At 64.1% G+C, this 18,379-nt stretch carries 13 protein-coding genes and 1 pseudogene; 11 read left to right on the forward strand and 3 right to left on the reverse strand.

Annotated features, from left to right (window positions below; translation table 11 throughout):
* From AB0M74_RS07300 to AB0M74_RS07315, 4 genes and pseudogenes are all read left to right on the forward strand, one after another.
* Positions 1-530, forward strand: a pseudogene (locus AB0M74_RS07300) (L-asparagine permease); the annotation flags it as partial.
* 119 nt (positions 531-649) lie between these two features.
* On the forward strand, positions 650-1,543 hold the full coding sequence (locus tag AB0M74_RS07305) for an alpha/beta fold hydrolase (RefSeq protein ID WP_364902750.1): 894 nt from the start codon (positions 650-652) through the stop codon (positions 1,541-1,543).
* A gap of 288 nt (positions 1,544-1,831) precedes the next feature.
* Positions 1,832-2,239: a hypothetical protein gene (locus tag AB0M74_RS07310; RefSeq protein WP_364902753.1), complete on the forward strand. Its 408-nt coding sequence runs from the start codon at positions 1,832-1,834 to the stop codon at positions 2,237-2,239.
* Positions 2,240-2,445: 206 nt separating this feature from the next.
* Positions 2,446-3,033 carry a polysaccharide deacetylase family protein gene (locus AB0M74_RS07315; protein ID WP_364902755.1) on the forward strand — a complete coding sequence of 196 codons (588 nt, stop codon included), beginning with the start codon at positions 2,446-2,448 and terminating at the stop codon, positions 3,031-3,033.
* Positions 3,034-3,300: 267 nt separating this feature from the next.
* Here AB0M74_RS07315 and AB0M74_RS07320 read toward each other — a convergent pair whose 3' ends face one another.
* A complete protein-coding gene (locus AB0M74_RS07320; protein ID WP_364902758.1) occupies positions 3,301-4,752 on the reverse strand; it encodes an MFS transporter in 1,452 nt (483 codons plus the stop codon).
* 757 nt (positions 4,753-5,509) lie between these two features.
* Between AB0M74_RS07320 and AB0M74_RS07325 the strand changes: the two genes are divergently transcribed.
* From AB0M74_RS07325 to AB0M74_RS07340, 4 genes are all read left to right on the forward strand, one after another.
* Entirely contained in the window at positions 5,510-6,973 is a 1,464-nt protein-coding gene (locus AB0M74_RS07325; protein ID WP_364902760.1) for an MDR family MFS transporter, read from the forward strand.
* A gap of 258 nt (positions 6,974-7,231) precedes the next feature.
* Complete coding sequence (locus AB0M74_RS07330) at positions 7,232-8,524, forward strand: lipase family protein (RefSeq protein ID WP_364902764.1); 1,293 nt, start codon at positions 7,232-7,234, stop codon at positions 8,522-8,524.
* A gap of 575 nt (positions 8,525-9,099) precedes the next feature.
* The gene (locus AB0M74_RS07335) at positions 9,100-10,317 is read left to right on the forward strand and encodes an alkane 1-monooxygenase (protein WP_364902766.1); all 1,218 of its coding nucleotides are present in this window, start codon (positions 9,100-9,102) and stop codon (positions 10,315-10,317) included.
* Between the two features lie 332 nt (positions 10,318-10,649).
* Positions 10,650-11,129 (forward strand): DUF4383 domain-containing protein, encoded by a 480-nt coding sequence (locus tag AB0M74_RS07340; protein WP_364902769.1) that lies wholly within the window; start codon positions 10,650-10,652, stop codon positions 11,127-11,129.
* Between the two features lie 46 nt (positions 11,130-11,175).
* Here AB0M74_RS07340 and AB0M74_RS07345 read toward each other — a convergent pair whose 3' ends face one another.
* Positions 11,176-12,525 carry a wax ester/triacylglycerol synthase family O-acyltransferase gene (locus AB0M74_RS07345; protein WP_364902771.1) on the reverse strand — a complete coding sequence of 450 codons (1,350 nt, stop codon included), beginning with the start codon at positions 12,523-12,525 and terminating at the stop codon, positions 11,176-11,178.
* Positions 12,526-12,776: 251 nt separating this feature from the next.
* Here AB0M74_RS07345 and AB0M74_RS07350 point away from each other — a divergent pair, with 251 nt between their 5' ends.
* Positions 12,777-14,996, forward strand: coding sequence for an MMPL family transporter (locus AB0M74_RS07350; protein WP_364902774.1), 2,220 nt, complete (start codon positions 12,777-12,779; stop codon positions 14,994-14,996).
* Positions 14,997-15,107: 111 nt separating this feature from the next.
* Here AB0M74_RS07350 and AB0M74_RS07355 read toward each other — a convergent pair whose 3' ends face one another.
* Complete coding sequence (locus AB0M74_RS07355; RefSeq protein WP_364902777.1) at positions 15,108-15,548, reverse strand: hypothetical protein; 441 nt, start codon at positions 15,546-15,548, stop codon at positions 15,108-15,110.
* A 797-nt stretch (positions 15,549-16,345) separates the two neighbouring features.
* On the opposite strand from AB0M74_RS07355, the gene AB0M74_RS07360 reads away from it, so the two are divergent.
* A complete protein-coding gene (locus tag AB0M74_RS07360) occupies positions 16,346-17,326 on the forward strand; it encodes a nitrilase-related carbon-nitrogen hydrolase (protein WP_364902779.1) in 981 nt (326 codons plus the stop codon).
* Positions 17,323-18,375 (forward strand): agmatine deiminase family protein, encoded by a 1,053-nt coding sequence (locus AB0M74_RS07365; RefSeq protein ID WP_364902781.1) that lies wholly within the window; start codon positions 17,323-17,325, stop codon positions 18,373-18,375. Before AB0M74_RS07360 ends, AB0M74_RS07365 begins: the two co-directional genes overlap by 4 nt.
* The last annotated feature ends 4 nt before the right edge of the window (positions 18,376-18,379 follow it).

An 18,379-nucleotide genomic window follows, 5' to 3' on the forward strand; every position in this document is an offset into this window, starting at 1 on the left:
GTAGTGCGCCCGCTATCGCGTCGCGGATGTCCAGTGGTGGTGTGCCCTATGTCGGCATCCTGGCCACCGGTGCGATCGCACTGTTCGGTGTCGGCTTGAACGTGGTGGTGCCCGACAAAGCATTCGAGATCGTGCTGAACATGTCGGCGCTGGGCACGATCGTGGCGTGGACGGCGATCGTGGTCTGCCAGTTGCAATTGTGGCGCTGGGCGCGTGACGGCAAGGTGGAGCGGCCGAAGTTCCGGCTGATGGGTGCGCCCTATACGAGCTACGCGACGCTGCTGTTCCTCGCCGCGGTGGTTGTGCTGATGGCCGTCAGTGATGACGAGTTGCAGCGTGGCGCGGTGATCGCCGTGGGCGTCATCGTAGTTCCGACGCTGGTCGTCGGGTGGTTTCTCGCCCGCAAGCGGGTTGCGAGCATCGCGCTGCAGCGGGAGGGTTACACCGGTCAATTCCCGGTGCTCGCCGAGCGTCCGACGCCTGATCACGAGTCGAGCGACCAGGTTGTGGTCCACAACGAACGCGAATAACTACGTGGACTGCTCCCGGGGCGTCGCGATGCGCTGGGAGCAGATTCGTGTCTCGACCACGAGTGGTCACGTCACGCACGGCGTAGGTTGATTGCAGGACGGCTGTTGTCGAAGGGATCATGATGCGCGTCGATGTCGAATTCACTAGTGGCGCAGTAACCTTGCGTGGCTGGCTGTACCGGCCGGAACGAATGTCGGGCAGCACCCCGCTGGTGGTGATGACACACGGCTTCGCGGGCGTCAAGGAATGGGTCGCCCCGTTTGCCGAAGTGTTCAGCGCAGCAGGCCTGGCCTGTCTTGTCTACGACCACCCGGGATTCGGGACCTCCGATGGTGAACCCCGCTACGAGGTCGACCCCACCGCCCAGATCGAGGGTTACCGCGATGCGATCACCTTCGCCCAGACCCTTGACGGCATCGACCCGGAACGCATCGGCATCTGGGGAACCAGCTACGCGGGCGGCCATGTCTTGGTCGTCGCGGCGACCGACCGGCGCGTGCGCGCAGTCGTCTCGCAGGTGCCGATCACCAACGGCTGGGCCAACTTCCGCAGCTTGGTTCCCTCCATCATGCTGCCCGCCGTCCACGCGGCCATCGCCGCAGATCGCCGAGCCCGCGCCGCCGGAAAACCGCACGAGACGATCAAGGCGGCCTCCGACGATCCCACCGAACTCGTCGCTATGCCTGGCGCCGAGGTATACGACTGGTTGATGGCCAACGGCCCGCAAGTCCCTACCTGGCGCAACGAGGTCACCCTCTCCAGCGTCGATAAGTTCCAGTCCTACACCCCGGAAGCGTTCCTGCGTCGCGTGTCCCCGACACCACTGCTGATGGTGATCGCCGAGCAGGACACCTTGACGCCCAGCGACATCGCTTTGCAGAGCTACGCCGAGGCGCTGGAGCCCAAACAATTGGCGCTGATCCCGGGCACCCATTTCGCCGTGTACGAGGAGCGGTTCCAGCAAGCATCCTGTGTCGCCCGGGATTTCCTGCTCACGAAGCTGAGCGAATAGCACCCGCCCAAGATCGGCAAGCGGGCACCCGATCGGACCGGGCGATGGCGCACCGACTGCATGCGTCCCCTCGATCGACTGACGCGTCCGGCCGATCGAGCGCAACTGACCCACGCCTGGTCGGTTGATCCGATCGGCCGGCACCCGCACCACGCCGGTTGTCGTGAAAGAAAAGAAGCACATGGGGAGCTGATCGGTGAGATAGTCGATCGGCGCACGAAATTCGCAGGTCTGCGCCTTTTTCGGAGCCCAGGCGCCTATCGTGAAGGCATCCGGAAAGGGGTTGCCATGACCGTTGCGGAGAAGATCCTCATCGTCGGTGGGATGCTAACGCTCGGATACGGGACACTGCTCGGCTTTCCGATGACTGCGCTACGCAGGCGTGAGGGAAATCCGCCCACGCCCAGGTATCTCACGGTTGCGCATGTCGGTGCTGTCATGCAAGGCGTGATCCTGCTCGGTCTGGTGTGGGCGGTGCGCTTGTCGGGGCTGTCGGACGGCTGGGAAACCGTCGCTGCCTGGCTACTGGTCGCGTCCGGGGTGTTTATCGCCGCCAAGGACACCATCAACTGGCTCACAGGCGTGCGCGACGAGTTCGCCGAAGAGGCCCGCACCGGGCCATTGGGGCTCCTCGGCGCGCTGGCCATCGTCCCCGGCCTCGGCATCCTCACCGTAGGGGTCCTGGCCGCGCTGTAGGTTCGGGCCGGCGAGGCCGATGGTCGCACCGTTGAGATGGGCGTCGGCGATCTGGCGAAATTCTCCACCGTCAACCATTCCGTACCTGCTCGGGTCGAGTGACACCGCGGCCGAGGAGGTTTCATGTGCTTCCGCAGTCGCCGACGCGGAGGTACTGGTACGTCCGTCGCTTCCGCACGTGCGTGCGAGCCGACATGCTCAATGGCATGTTGCTTCGTCGCCGGCTCTCCCGCCGCGCCCGCAGATGGCCGATCTTTCTGGCGATGGTGCTCGTTGTGCTGCTCAGCGGCGGCCTCGGCCTATACCGGGTGATGAACTCCAGGACCTTCCAGTTCTTCGGTGGTCTGACCGACCATGTGGACACCACATCGAAGGTCGTCGCACTGACATTCGATGACGGACCGGATCCCGCCGGTGCGAAATCTGTTCTGGATGTGCTCGCTGAGAAGGAGGTGCCCGCGACGTTCTTCCTGATCGGGCAGGAGTTGGACGATCATCCGGAACTCGGAGTGGCCATCGCGAAAGCCGGACATGAGATCGGCAATCACACCTACTCGCATCAGCGCATGGTGTTCGTGACGCCGGGAACGGTAGCCGGCGAAATCGAGCGCACGGACGAGCTGATTCGCAACACCGGGTATACCGGCGAGATCCCTGTCCGTCCGCCCAACGGCAAGAAGCTGCTGACATTGCCGTATTACTTGCATGAGCACGACCGGAAAACGATTCTGTGGGACGTCGAACCCAATTCGTATCCGGAGGTCGACAGCAGCGCGGCGGCGATCGCCGACTAGACGGCGGCCCAGGTACGGCCGGGTTCGATCGTGTTGCGGCACGCCATGTACGGCGGGCGGCAGCAGACGCGAGACGCGATCGCCCCGATGATCGACAAACTTAGGGCGGGCGGCTATCGGTTCGTCACCAATTCGCAGTTGTTGCGCGCGCAGGGGACATGAGCAGACGGCGGTGTGATTTCTCGTCACCGTCGTCGGTCGGACCGAATTCCAGCACTGTGAGCGGCGGCGGGCTGTGTGACACCCACCGCCGGCTCGGCACCTGCGTCAGATGGACCGTGTCGGTTCCGGCGTCGACGGTTCGTCGGCGCGGTGTGCTGTGCTCAGTGGATCGGCGATGTCCTCCAGCGATTTACCTTCGGCGTCGACGCCGAAGCGCCAGGCGACCAGTCCGCCGATGACCATCGTTGCGGCGCCGATTATGTACCCCCAGGTCAGGGGGAGGCGGTCCAGGTCGACATTGTCGGCGCCGCCGATCAACCGACTGAAGAAGTACGGTGCGACCACACCGCCGGTGCCCTGCGCGATCGCGAAGAAGAACGAAATGGCTTGGCCGCGCAACTCCAACGGGAAGATCTCGCTGACGGTGAGATATGCCGAGGATGCCCCCGCCGACGCGAAGAAGAAGATGACACACCAGAGCGCGGTCTGGGTGACGGCATTCAGTAGTCCCGCATTGAACGCCCACGCCGAGAGGAGCAGAAGTGTGCCGGAGCCAACGTAGGTGGCACAGATCATTTTTCGGCGTCCGATGCTGTCGAAAAGCGGTCCGAGCACCAACGGTCCGATCAGGTTGCCTACCGCGAACGGGAAGAAGTAATACCCGGTGTGATCGAGCGGCACGTCATAGAAGTAGATCAGCACCATGCCTTGAGTGAAGAAGATCGAGTTGTACAAGAAGGCCTGTGTGGCCATCATGGTGAACCCGAGGAAGGACCGGGAGGGGTACTTGCCGAAGAAGATACGAGCCATTTGCAGATAGGAGAGCCGGCCCGCGTCGACGATGTCCAAGGCTTTGCTTTCGTCGACGGGGGGCAGGTCGACACCTCGGCTTCGGATACGCTCCTCGATCTCGTCTACCGTTTGTTCGGCTTCGGCGGCCCGACCGTGTGTGAGCAGCCATCGCGGGCTCTCCGGCACCTGGCGGCGCAGGAAGATGATGATCAGCCCCAGAACCGGTCCGATGAAGAAGCCGATTCGCCATCCCCAGTGCAGTGGGACGAAGTTTTCATTGAAGAGCACCAGACTGGCCGCCGCACCCAATGCGGCTCCACCCCAATAGGTACCGTTGATGGCGATGTCGACTCGCCCTCGGTATTTCGAGGGCATGATCTCATCGATCGCCGAGTTGATTGCCGTGTACTCGCCGCCGATTCCGGTGCCGGCGATGAAACGGAAGAAGTACAGCGACCAGGCGCTCCACGACAGGCCGGCCAATCCGCTGCCGACAAGATAGATCGCCAACGTCAGGATGAAGAGTTTCTTGCGTCCGAGTTTGTCGGTGATTCTGCCGAAGACCAGGGCGCCGACCACTTGACCGGCCAGATACCACGATGCGGCTGCGCCGACTTGCCCACTCGTCAGATGTAGGGTGCTCGGGCTCTCCAACACACCACCCATGCTGCTGACGATCTGGATCTCGAGTCCGTCCAGGATCCAGGACACCCCCAGTCCGACGACTATCAACGAGTGGAATCTCGTCCACGGCAGCCGATCCATTCGAGCAGGGACCAGGCTTCGAACGACTTCGACAGGTGGCCTTGACATTTCGTGATCACCTCAATCATTGGAGATTGGTTGGTTCCCCGGCCGACATCGGCCCGAGGTGCTGAGAGGGGGATATTCGCTGCCGCCTGGCCACTCCGGCCGTACAGTGAACCGCTCGGCCGGAGTTGCCGGGGGATCGTTCGGGTCGGTGTCGAATATCGAGTCCGGCAACGGATTTCCGTATCGGTCGCGGCGACCGGTCCGCGCAAGCCCGTCGAAAGGCCTGGACTGCAGTCTCGATTCCCGCATTGGCAACGCGCTTCACCGCCCGGACCGTAGGAACTCAGGCCGCGCCGGGACGGCGCAACCATCGACTCGTTACATAGCGTGCCAACAGATGATGGCACAACAAAACATGACGCGCAGTGACACTTAACTTGCGCCGAGTTTGCTCACACCCGGTAGTGGCGGGGAGAGCGTGGGCAGGGTGGCGTGGCGCCGACGTCACTCAGAGGTACGTGACCAGGCTCACGATCCGATACCGACAACTGTGAGAAAGGCTGTTGACCAGTAGCTTCCGAGGTGCTCGCGGGTCGATGGGCGGGAAAATCGTGTGAGTTTTGTCGGTGCCTACCGGAATACTGACGCGCGCCCGATGAGTTCGAGTGGCCGATTCCGTCTCAACCACTGTGGCGCCGGGACGCGATCCGGTGACTCGGCAACGGGCCACATGTATAACTGCCAACACACCCTGCTCCGGAGGTACCCGATGCCCGCCGAACCATCCGCTCCCGTCTCGGGAAGGCGGACGCCAACCGTCATCCGGGTGCTCGTACTCGCGACCTTCGTGGTGATTCTGAACGAGACCATCATGATCAACGCGATCCCGCGCTTGATGGAGGACCTCGCGGTCACCGAACGAGCGGCGCAGTGGGTGTCCACCGCGTTCATGCTCACGATGGCGGCGGTCATCCCGACCACCGGCTGGTTCCTGCAGCGGGTGTCGACCCGGCAGGCGTATGCCGTGGCGATGGTGGTCTTCCTGGCAGGTACCGCGTTGTCGGCCGTCGCGCCGTCGTTCGCGGTGCTGCTGCTCGGGCGGATCATCCAGGCAGGCGGCACCGCGGTCATGATGCCGCTGCTGATGACCACGCTGATGACCGTCGTGCCTGAGCAGGACCGCGGCCGGGTGATGGGCAATGTCACCCTTGCCATTTCCGTGGCGCCCGCGCTGGGGCCGGTGGTTTCCGGGTTGGTGCTGCAGATCGGCTCGTGGCGTTGGCTATTCGTGCTGGTACTGCCGATCACGGCGGTAGTCACCTGGCTGGGCCTGCGCAAACTGGAGAACATCGGGGAACCGCAGGCCGGGGCGATCGACTCGGTCAGCGTGGTGCTGGCCGCAGTCGGATTCGGTGGGCTGGTGTTCGGGCTCAGCCGGTTCGAGAGCAGCAACTTCACCAGCCCGGCGCTGATCGTCGCTGCGGGCTCGGCCCTGATCGCCGCGTTCGTGTTCCGTCAGCTGCGCACGCAGCGCACCGGCACCCCGCTGCTGGATCTGCGGGTCTTGCGATCCGGCACCTATTCGAAGGCGCTGGTGCTGATGTCGATCGCATTCATGGCGATGCTCGGGTCGATGATCCTGCTGCCGTTGTATCTGCAGAACCTGCGTGGCCTGAGCCCATTGGAGACCGGCCTGCTCGTGATGCCGGGCGGGTTGGCGATGGGTCTACTCGGACCGTCCGTCGGGCGCCTGTTCGACCGGTTCGGCGGACGCTTGCTGGTGATTCCGGGGTCGATCGGGATCGCCGCGGCGCTGGCCGGTTTCACCCAGATCTCGATGACCATGCCATATTGGCAGTTGATCGCCCTGCATGTGCTGCTGATGGTGTCGCTGGCGGCGACCTTCACCCCGGTCTTCACTCTCGGGCTCGGCGCTCTCCCACCGCATCTGTACTCGCACGGCAGCTCCATGCTCGGCACCCTGCAGCAGGTCGCCGCGGCCTTCGGCACCGCCCTGGTCGTGACGGTGATGTCGGCCCGCAGCACCGAGCTCGTCGCCGACGGCACCGACCCTGTCACCGCCCACCTCGACGGTATGCGCCTGGCCTTCGTTGTCTCCGCCGCCTTGGCGCTGATCGTGATTGTGATGGCAGTGCTCCTGCCGAGCCGGGCAGCCGCCCCGGAAGCGGCTGGCGAGCCCGAAACCGCGGCCCCCGAACTGGTCAAGGGCTGACCACGATTCGCCAACGACCGAGCCTCTGGCGGCCTGCTGCGGCACGCCAGGGGCTCGGCCTCGTCGGTCGGCGAAACCGACGCGGACCGGGAATCCGAAAGCGGCTGACGGCGCCCGACGATGCGGTCATGATCAACACGAGGCGCGTTGTGCCTGGCTGCGGGCTCGAAGGCAGCTAGTCTCGGTATCCGATTCTCGAAGTCATGGCTATCCCCCATCGAAGGAAGGGATTGTTTCGTGAGGAGTCGACTACACAGCATGACCGCAGTTTTGGCCGGAGCTTTTCTCGCGGTCGGGAGCGGGGCGTTCTTTTCCGCGGCCGACCCATGGATGCTTCCGGCCGTGGAGGCCACCGGCTTCTACCTACCGCCGGTGCCGCTACCGGCGGGAGACGCAGGCACCATCATCCGGACCGAACCAGCGCCGGTGGCGCTGTCGGCCCCCGGACAGCCCGGAATAATCCCCGCGATGGGGACACGCATGATGTACCTCAGCAGCGATGCTCAGGACGCCCCGACCGCGGTGGTGGGCACCTATCTGGAGCCGGCCGTGCCGTGGACCGGCCCGGGAGAGCGTCCGCTGATCGCGTACGGGGTCGGCACGAAGGGGCAGGGCGATCAGTGTGCGCCTTCGAAGTTGTTGCCGGCGCTCGTCCATTTCCAGCCGCCGCTCGATGTGATTTTCGAATACGACGTGGTAGCGCTCTACTCCCTGCTGGCGCGCGGTATGGCGGTAGTGGTGACCGACTACCACGGCCTCGGCACGCCCGACATTCACGACTATCTCAACCGGAAGGCACAAGCCCACGCGTTGCTGGACTCCGCGCGTGCCGCCTTGCGGTTGCCGAGCAGCCTCAACCCGAATTCACCGGTCATTCTCTACGGGTATTCCCAGGGCGGTATGGCCTCGGCAGGCGCGGCGGAGTTGCAGTCGAGCTACGCACCGGAGCTGAATGTGCGCGGCTCCTACGTCGGGGGGCCGGTGGTGGATGACGAGTACTTCATCGGGTACAACGACGGCCGACCCACCGTTGCACCCACCTACGCGTGGATTCTCAACGGCATCGCCGCCAACTATCCCGACACCCGGCCGGTGCTCGATGCTGAACTCAACGACATCGGCAAGGCGATCCTGGACGACTCCCAGTTCAAATGCGCCGTCCCGGTGGGGCTGGCGCAGGCTCATCAGTACACGTCCCAGTGGACCACCAGTGGACAGCCACTCATCGCCGTGATCGATCAGTCCCCGGTGTTGAAAGCGGCATTCGACGAGCAGCGTGTCGGCACGCTCACCCCGTCGACTCCCGTATTGATCGCCTCGGCCAGGAACGACGAGGGCGCGCCGTACACACCGATCCGGGACATGGCCGCCAACTGGTGCGGTCGCGGTGTGCCGGTTCAGCTGGAGTCGAATGCGGACATCCCCCCGATGTCCGGAGTCGTCGGTACCCACGTGCTCGCCTTTTTCCCATCGCTGTCGGCCTCGCAACAATGGATGACCGATCGGCTGGCGGGTGTTCCCGCTCCGTCCAACTGTGGTGCATTGCCGTAGTTTCCGGTGCACGGCAATTCCTGTGTCGTGGGGACTGCGATCGGATACACCGCGTCCGGTGTATGCCCGTGTGTTGTCGGCTCGTGCACCTGTGTGCGTGATGTGTGCACGATGCAGGTGGCGGGTCGGCCTTTGGGTCGACCCGCAGCCGGTAGACCGCGCCGATCGACAGCGAGATGTGCGATCCGTGCCTGCCGGAACCAGTGCGGCCGCATCGGATTCTCGTGCTCTGAGTGCACTCGCCCCGACGGCCCTTGGTGAGCCGGGCGCATCCTGGGTAGCGCCACGCTCAGCCGGCAGCGATGCCGAAGAGCGATACAGCGGCGAAAGTCTTCTCGGAGTTCCACTATTCGCGCGCCGAGGCGGGAAGCCGTGCGGCCATACGATTCTCGGAGAAAATTCGGCTCTACCGATCTCCGGTGATCCGGAGCGGTTGGGCAACCGGCCGGTCAGGCAGCTATTTCAACGGATCGCTGGTATGCGACGAGAAAACGTTTATTCTAGATCAACAAGATTAGACGGAACCGTCTTCGTCGCCACACTCTCAACCGGGTATGTCGGATTACGGGACGACTATGGCAATCTTTGAGAATACGGACGCGCGCGACCCCAAACGTTATATGTGGGTTCTTGGTTTGATCGCACCGGGCTGCGCGCTACTGCCCTCACAACTAGTGGCCCATACCGGGCTGGAACTTTTCTGGTGGATCGGCCCGATCATTGTGTTCGTGGTGATTCCACTGCTGGACTTGGCAGTGGGCGATGACGGCAGCAATCCACGCGAAGAGGACTACGAGACGTTATCCAACGATCGTTACTATCGTTGGTGCACTTTCCTCTTCCTGCCGCTCCAGTTCATCGGCTTGCTGATCGCCGGATACCTGTGGGCCAGGCCGGCACTGAGCCTCACCGACAAACTTGGGTTGGCGGTGACGATGGGCGTTGTGTCGGGTATCGGTATCAACGCTGCCCACGAACTCGGCCACCGGGCCGAGCATCTCGAACGATGGCTGGCGAAAATTGCTCTGGCACAATCCGGGTACGGGCATTTCTTCGTCGAACACAATCGCGGCCACCACGTCCGTGTCGCCACGCCCGAGGACCCGGCCAGCGGCCGATTCGGTGAGTCGCTGTGGGAGTTCTTGCCGCGCAGCATAGTCGGCGGTTTCCGCTCCGCGCTGACCTTGGAACGGGAACGCTTATCCCGCAAAGGAAAACGCTGGTTCAGCCCACACAACTACCTGCTGCAAGCGTGGTCGATGAGCGTCGTGCTGTTCGGCACGATGATTCTGCTCTTCGGGCCCACCGTCATCCCCTATTTGCTATTGCAGGCGATAATCGGCGCCGGATTGTTGGAGACAGTGAACTACGTCGAGCACTACGGGTTGCTGCGCGCGCGCCGCGCCAACGGCAACTATGTGCGGTGCTCACCACGCGATAGCTGGAACAGTGATCGGTTGATCACGAACGTCTTCCTGTTCCATCTCCAACGTCACAGTGACCACCACGCGAACCCGGGGCGTCGCTACCAGACTCTGCGCAGCAGCGAGGAGGCGCCTCAGTTGCCAGCCGGCTACGCCACTATGGTCGTGCTGGCGGCGGTGCCGCCGCTGTGGCGCGCGGTCATGAATCATCGGGTGCTGGCCCACTACGGTGGCGACATCACGCTCGTCAACAGGAAACCCGGTGCCAGGAGGAGTTACCACTTCCTGATGCGCCCCGGTGGTTCGGCACCCGTGGACCGAATGGGAACCGTGCCTACAGGAAATCCTGTGGCAAACGATGACGATTAGGGTCACCGGGACGACTGAGTCATGTTCCAGTGAACCCGGGCGCGATGCCGCCGGACAGGCGATCGCATGATCTGCACACCAGGAACAGTCGACCTGTCTATCATCATCCAGTCGAAATCGAGCCGATCGGTGGGCGGCGGCCGCGGTGCCGTCGAGCGTCTGGCACGAGAATTTCCGCAGACCGCTGAATTTCTCGACATGAGTGCATGGCCGGCGAGGCTATTGGGTCGGTAGCTGGGTTCGAACGGGGCGGTCCGGGCATGGCGACAGATATCGGGATGACCGGCGGGGTGTCTTGCCCCACCGAACGCTTCACGCGAAAAGGAGCTGTCATGGCAAACTCGAGGACAAGCACTTCACGACGTTCTTCGTTACAACTCGCCGCTCTCGGTGTCGGCGGGGTCTTCCTGCTGGTGGGCGTGCTCGGCTTTATCCCGGGTGTCGTCGCTGATTACGACACCCTGGCTTGGTCTGGACATCACTCGGAGGCTCGGCTGTTCGACCTGTTCCAGGTCTCGGTGCTGCACAATATCGTGCACCTACTTTTTGGTCTCGTCGGAATAGTTGCGGCTCGGACTACGCCCGCAGCGCGGGCGTACCTCGTAGGCGGCGGCTTCATCTATCTGGCGTTGTCGGTGTACGGGCTGATCATCGATCGAGCGAGCGATGCGAATTTCGTCCCGGTCAACACCGCGGACAATTGGCTGCACCTCGGACTCGGCCTGGCGATGGTGGCGCTCGGGCTACTGCTGCCGCAGTTGTCTCCCACGCAAACGCGCGGGCGACACTACCGACCCGGACTTACGCACTGACCCCAGTACATATCGCATCGCATTTCATCATGACGACGCGCGTTGTTCAGCAGACTTGTTCCAACACGGTCAGGGTGCGATCGAGGTGGTCGAAGATCGGGTGCAGGTCGGGTAGGGCGCGCCGGCAACTGGTGAGGCCGAAATCGAGGGTGCTCGCGTTGCTGGTGACAGTGATGCCGGCGGCCAGACCGTGCACCGGAATCGACATCGGGTAGGTGGCGTCGTGTCGTGCTCCGTTCCAGTACAGGGCTTCTTGGGGGCCGGGCACAGTGGAGATGACGATATTGAACGGTGGGTTGGTTCTGGCCGCGAGGCCGGGCAACTGAGTCAGGGTGAGGGGGCTCAGCAGAAGCGCCGACAGTGCGGTGGCCTCGATGCGGGACAAACTGCGGTAGAGCTCCTTGCCGCACCGCATCGACTGGGTGATCGTCTCGAGCCGTTTGACCGGATCCCGCTCATCGGTCGCCAAATTGCACAGCAACGCTGCGACTTGGTTGTCCGTTGTATCGTCTTCATCGTCGATGGGCCGCAACGAAACCGGAACCATCGCAACTAAAGGCTTGGTGGGCAGGGCATTTCGTTCGGAGAGGTAGTCACGCAACGCGCCGGCGGACATGGCGAGGACGATGTCGTTGATCGTGCAGCCCGTCGCCTTCTTCACCAGTTTTATCCGTTCGAGTGGCCAGGACCTGCCTGCGCAGCGCCGTGGCGCGCTGACGGGGACGTTGAACAACGTTCGCGGCACGTCGAATGGCGAAATCAGCTGCTGATCGAACGCCGCGCGCACTATCCGGAGCGCAGCGGGCCCGGCGGTGACAGCCGACAACAGGCTGTTCGCTGCGGTACCGACCAGTGATCGCGACTGCGTCCGATGGTGCCGGGGCGGCGGCAGCTGCCATGGCGGCCGAGTCCGAGTCGACGTCGGATCGCTGGTCAAGGTCGATTGGACCAGCCTCAGTGCCGATACTCCGTCGATCAGCGCGTGGTGCATCTTCGAATAGAGTGCGATTCGCCCGTCGCGCAGTCCCTCGATCAGATGCATTTCCCATAGCGGGCGGTCGCGGTCGAGCAATGCGCCGTGCAGTTGGGAGGTCAGCTCGAACAACTCATCGAGCCCGCCGGGAGCGGGTAGCGCCCAGCGCCGAACGTGATAGTCGAGGTCGACGTCGCGATCGGTCGTCCACATCAGCTGCGGTGACCCGAACGTGCGGGTGGGGCGTGTTCGGAACCTGGGATGCACAACCGATCCGGCAGTCAGGATCGCGTAGGCCGCCTGCGCGAAGTCCGGCCCGGACTCCGGAGGCGGCTCGAAAAGGAGCACAGAACCGACGTGCATCGGCCGGGCACCCGATTCGGTCAGCAAGAACATGGCATCGACCGGCGAAACGATCCTCATAGCGAGACGCCCCTCACGGCAAAGGTGAAGCGTTGCACAGAATCCGATCAACCTGCGCCGATCAATGTACTCGACCGGGCGGCTTTGTTTCGTAGGGCAGATCTCGCGGCCGCGGTGAATGTCCACGGGCCGGCCGCGAGCCCAGTTTCTGAGTATTCCCACATTCTTGAGGAAAACATCACAAGACGTGCTAATGTACCGCAATCTGCGTGTGATTCCGTTCGGTGAAGTGTCTCGACGAGAGGATCTGCATGTCTCGGCACCTTTTCGCCTTTGGCGGGTTGGTAGCACGTCGTCGCTGGTGGGTACTGGTGATGTGGATCGTGCTCTTGGCCGGAGCCATCGGATTCGCCGCCGGAACCGGTGGCAGGACGACCGACGACTTCACGATTCCGGGCACCGAGTCCCAGGATGCGGTGTCGTTGTTGCACGAGCGGATGCCTACGTTCAGTGGGGCCCAGATGCAGGTGGTGTTCGCCGCGCCCGGCACGGGCAAGGTGACCGACCCGCAGTCGAGCGCTCAGATCGAGCAGGTGATGACCGAGTTGAAGGGCCTGCCGCAGGTCGCGACCGTGGTCGATCCGTTCGAGGCCAAATCTCTGTCACCGGATCAGCATGTCGCTCTGGGTAGCGTGCTGTTTCGGGTCTCGGCCGGAGAAGTCACCGAAGACACTCTGAACGAGGTGGATCGCATCGCCGAACCGGTGCGGGATGCGGGCATGAAGCTGGAATTCTCCGGCGCGGTGTATCCGGGCTTCACCACCGAACTTCCCGAGACGCCGGAGATCGTCGGTGTTATCGCGGCATTCGTGATTCTGCTGATCACCTTCGGTGCCGTGGTGGCCGCGGGCTTGCCCATCCTCACCGCATTGATCGGCGTCGGCATCGGGTTGGCGGGGATTCTGGGGCTCGCGGCTTTTGTCGACGTGCCCGCGGCGGCAACATCGTTGGCGTTGATGCTGGGCCTGTCGTGTGGAATCGACTACGCGCTGTTCATACTGTCGCGGCATCGGCACAACATGGTGCTGGGAATGGGGGCTGCGGCATCGATACCGCTGGCGGTCGGTACCGCGGGTAGTTCGGTGGTGTTCGCTGCCGTCACGGTGATCATCGCGTTGTGCGGGCTATCGGTGGCGGGCATCCCGTTCCTGACGGTGATGGGTACGACAGCGGCGGGCGCGGTGTTGGTGGCGATGCTCGTCGCGCTGACACTGCTGCCCGCGCTGCTCGGATTCGCCGGAGAGACGGTCGCGCGGTTCATCTCACCGCCTCTGCATCCCGGCCGCCCGCAGGAGGTGGCACGGATCGCTGCCTACGAACCCGAGCGCACCATGGGGCATATGTGGGGACGGTTCGTCACCCGATTTCGCATCCCGTTGCTGGTGCTCGGCATCGCGGTGCTGGTTGTCTTGTCCGTTCCGGTGACGCGCATTCATCTGGGGCTGCCCACCGGTGCTTCCCAACCGGATTCGAGTACCGCGCACAAGGCAGGCAACATGGTCGGGGCGGCGTTCGGTCCCGGGTTCAACGGTCCGCTGCTGGTGGTGACCGACCTTTCACATGCCACCAGCCCCGACGCGGCCCAGACAGTGATGAGTCGATTGCGGCAGGAACCGAATGTCGCGGTGGTGCAGCCCGCCGGTACCGGAGATGGGCTCGTATTGATCCAGGTCATACCGAAGACCGGTCCGGACGACATCGCGACCGCCGATCTGGTGTCCCGACTGCGGGACGATCGCGGCGATATCGAGATCGGTACCGGGGCAACGTATCTGGTCGGTGGCACGACGGCAGCGAATATCGACACCTCCGACCGGCTGGCCGATGCACTGCCGATCTTCCTCGTGGTCGTCGTGGGTCTGGCACTGGTGCTGTTGACGGTCGCGTTCCGCACGGTGCTGGTGCCGCTCTCATCGATCGTCGGTTTCATCCTGTCGGTCTTCGCCGCCCTCGGAACTCAGGTTGCCGTCTTCCAATGGGGTTGGGGGGCATCCCTTTTGGGCACGACAAAAACGCAGACGCTGAGCTTCCTTCCGATCATCATCCTGGCCATCATCTTCGGGCTCTCGAGCGACTATCAGATCTTTGTCGTCTCTCGGATCAAGGAAGAACACAGCCGCACCGCCGACGCGATCGCCTCGGTGCGCAACGGTGTCGCGCACTCGGCGCGCGTCGTGACGGCCGCCGCGCTGATCATGTTCGCGGTCTTCGTCGGATTCACCACCGTTGACAATCCGATCGTCGAACCGCTGGCGTTCACCCTCGCCGTGGGTGTCCTGCTCGACGCGTTCGTCGTCCGGCTGACGCTGGTCCCGGCTTTCATGGCGTTGATCGGAAGCCGTATGTGGTATCACCCGCAGTGGTTCGCTCGCTACGTACCTGATCTCGATATCGAAGGTGCCGAACTCGAACGTCGATTCACGAATGACACCGAAGTCGAAGTGCCGCAGCACATTACCGGCGCGGGATGATGACGGGGCGTGCGCATCCCGGCGCTGCGGCGATTCGGCATTGCCGTGCTTGCTTCGACTGCGGGCGGCTCTTCGGCGTGGTCCGCCGCTGTCGCTGAGCCCGCCTGGGTCTCATTCGGTGCTGAAGACGAAGGTGTACCAGTCTCCGGACAGCTCCTCGAACTGCCGGGCGTTGTCGGCTACCGGCTCGGTGCCAGGGGAATACACCCAGCCGCCGACGGTGGAGCCCAAAGACGATCCCGGCCACCATCCCCGCGAGGACAACCGCAGGCACGGCGGCGACCTTCCATGATCACCGGTGCTCCTGCCGACCAGATACAGGGTCTCGAGCGCCCACACGAGCAGGGAAGTGCTCAACACAATCCCGCCGATCACCAGACCGATGAACTGGTCGGCACCGGTCGCGTTGCCGAGGAGCGGAGCCCAGCCGCAGTGGACGCACACGAGGACCGCCACACCACCGGCCGCGCTCGTGAGGACCGCGAAACCCGGTGCAGTGGCGGCGTCCTGTCCGAGGTCGGGCTGCGCACTGCGCACACGTGATGTCTCCATCGCAGGCCCCCTCATCTCGACGCTCGTGACCGAGCGTCGGATCTGCGCGCGGCGATGCCCGCACTCGGACTGTACCGGCGCGGCGCTGCCGGGGTCCGGCAGCGCACGAGCGCCGCAGGGGAGGCAGGCCTCGACAGCTCGAACCGATCGGTCAGCCTATGTGGGGGCGAACTATCGCGGGTCGATCGGGTGACTCGCGCGGTAGCTGATACGGCGGGGGCAAAATTTTCCTGGACACGGCTGCGAATTTCGTTGCCTCGTCAAGGGGGTCAGTGGTCGGTGGGTTGCGGCGCGGATTCGGGCAGCTGCCACGGCCTCCGTACCGCATGCTGCTCACGTGTGTAGACGCGTGGCCATCGCGGATGGCAGCGCGTCATCGTCGACCCGGACCGCCTCGCGCAGAAGGTCGTCGCGATCCGCGCAGTCGACCACACAGTCGGCGGCGAAAGGGTGGGGGCGCCCCTTGTTGGAGAGCGCAGTGCGAACCGGCCAGCGGCTCTGTTCGGGGCAGAAGCCACAGCACACTTCGCCCTAACTATCGTGCACATGCAACGAAATCAGTTGTCCTTTGCGGTTGACAGTATCGATTTCGCACTGTTGTCTGTGCGATATCTACCGTCGCTCCTCATGGGCATTCCGGATCGGGGCATTTCCACAAGGGTCGCGGCGGAGGTGGCGTTCGAGGCGATCTGGTCCCCGAGTGGTTCGGGTACGTCGGCCGTGCGCCGCAGTCGGCGTCGCTTGCCGATTGCTTTGACTGAATTTTCAGTTCATCGATTCCAGGAGGTATCGAAGCCATGAGTGGATCGACGTTCGTCCTCGAGACCGCGTTCGCACCACCGACTTCATTCGCGCGGACCACTGCCGCAGTGCGTCGGCCCGTCCGGGTCGGTGTCGTGCAACACTGCTGGCTGGCCGACCCCGTCGAACTGCGCGCTCAGCTCGCCACGGGCATCCGGATCGCCGCGGAACAGGGCGCGCAGGCGGTGTTTCTCCCCGAGTTGACCCTGTCGCGCTACCCGGCGGACGTGCGGGCAGGCGCGAATCCGGGCGGGGATACGGAGGAGCTGCTCTCGGGCCCGACCTTTGCCTTCGCCGCCGAGGCCGCGAAAGAGAACGGTGTCGCTGTCCATGCCTCGCTCTACGAGCGCGCGGAGGCTGCCGACGGGCTCGGATTCAACACCGCCGTCCTGGTCTCGCCCGAGGGTGAACTCATCGGCCGAACCCGCAAGCTGCACATCCCGGTGACCGACGGCTACTACGAGGACACCTATTTCCGCCCCGGACCCGCCGACGACCCCTACCCGGTATACCGGCCCGAGGTGCTCGACGGCGCCGCGATCGGCTTACCGACCTGCTGGGACGAATGGTTCCCTGAGGTATCGAGGGCCTACTCGCTCGGTGGCGCGGAGATCCTCGTCTACCCCACCGCGATCGGATCGGAGCCGTCGTTCCCGGACTTCGACACGCAACCGCTGTGGCAGCACGTGATTGTCGGAAACGGTATCACCGCAGGCACTTTCATGGTTGTGCCGAACCGGTTCGGCGACGAGGGCGGCGTGAGCTTCTACGGTTCGTCGTTCATCTCCGACCCTTACGGCCGCGTGCTGGTTCGCGCTCCGCGCGACACCGCGGCGGTGCTGGTCGCCGATCTCGACCTGGAACAGCGCCGCGACTGGCTCGGCCTGTTTCCCTTCCTGGCCACTCGGAGGCCGGACACCTACGCCCGCCTCACCGCGCCGGTCGATACCGCCCGTCCGTACGGGGAGGAGGTATGAGTTGGAAGATGCCGTCGGAAACCGCACCGCAGGAACGGATCTGGATGGCATTCCCGCCGCTGGGCGCGTCTATTTCGGCGACTCCCCAGTCCGCGCACGTCGCCCGGCTCGCGTGGTCTGCGGTCGCGCACGCGATCCTCGACTTCGAACCCGTCACCATGGTGGTTGATCCCATCGACCGGGAGGCAGCGCGCCAGTACCTGTCGCAGGCCGTCGAGATCGTCGAGGCTCCTCTGGACGACGCCTGGATGCGCGATATCGGCCCGACCTTCGTCCGCGACGAAGCCGGACGCCTCGGCGCGGTCGACTGGGTGTTCAACGGCTGGGGCGGACAGGACTGGGCCCGCTGGACAAACGACCGCCACCTAGGGGCGACCGTCGGCGGGCTGGCCGGGGCCGAGGTCATTGCCTCGAATCTGGTCAACGAAGGCGGCGGGATCCAGGTCGATGGACAGGGCACGGTACTTGTCACCGAGACAGTCCAGCTCGATCCCGGCCGCAATCCCGAGCTGGACAAGGCCGCGGTGGAAGCCGAATTGGCCCGCACCATCGGTGCCGAACATGTCATCTGGCTACCGTGCGGGCTCACGCGCGACAGCGAGCGGTTCGGCACCCGCGGTCATGTCGATATCGTCGCCGCGATCTCCGCACCGGGACGGCTGCTCGTGCACTCCCAGTCCGACCGCTCCCACCCCGATGCGCGGGTGACCCAGGAGATCATGGCGGTGCTGCGCGACAGCCACGATGTCGACGGAAAGCCTTGGGAGATAGTCGAAGTGCCCGCACCGCGGGTGCTGCGGGACGACGAGGGCTGGGTGGACTACAGCTACATCAACCACCTCGTCGTAAACGACGGTGTCATCTGTTGTTCCTTCGATGATCCGAACGATGCCACCGCACACGACATCCTCGCCGATGCGTACCCGGGACGACAGGTGGTATCCGTCGACGCTCGCGAGATATTCGCGCGTGGTGGCGGCATCCACTGCATTACCCAGCAGCAGCCCGCGTCGTGCCGTGTCCTCGGCAGCCCACGCGCCGGTGGGTGACGGC

This window comes from Nocardia sp. NPDC051463 (assembly GCF_040681975.1).
GTDB lineage: Bacteria > Actinomycetota > Actinomycetes > Mycobacteriales > Mycobacteriaceae > Nocardia.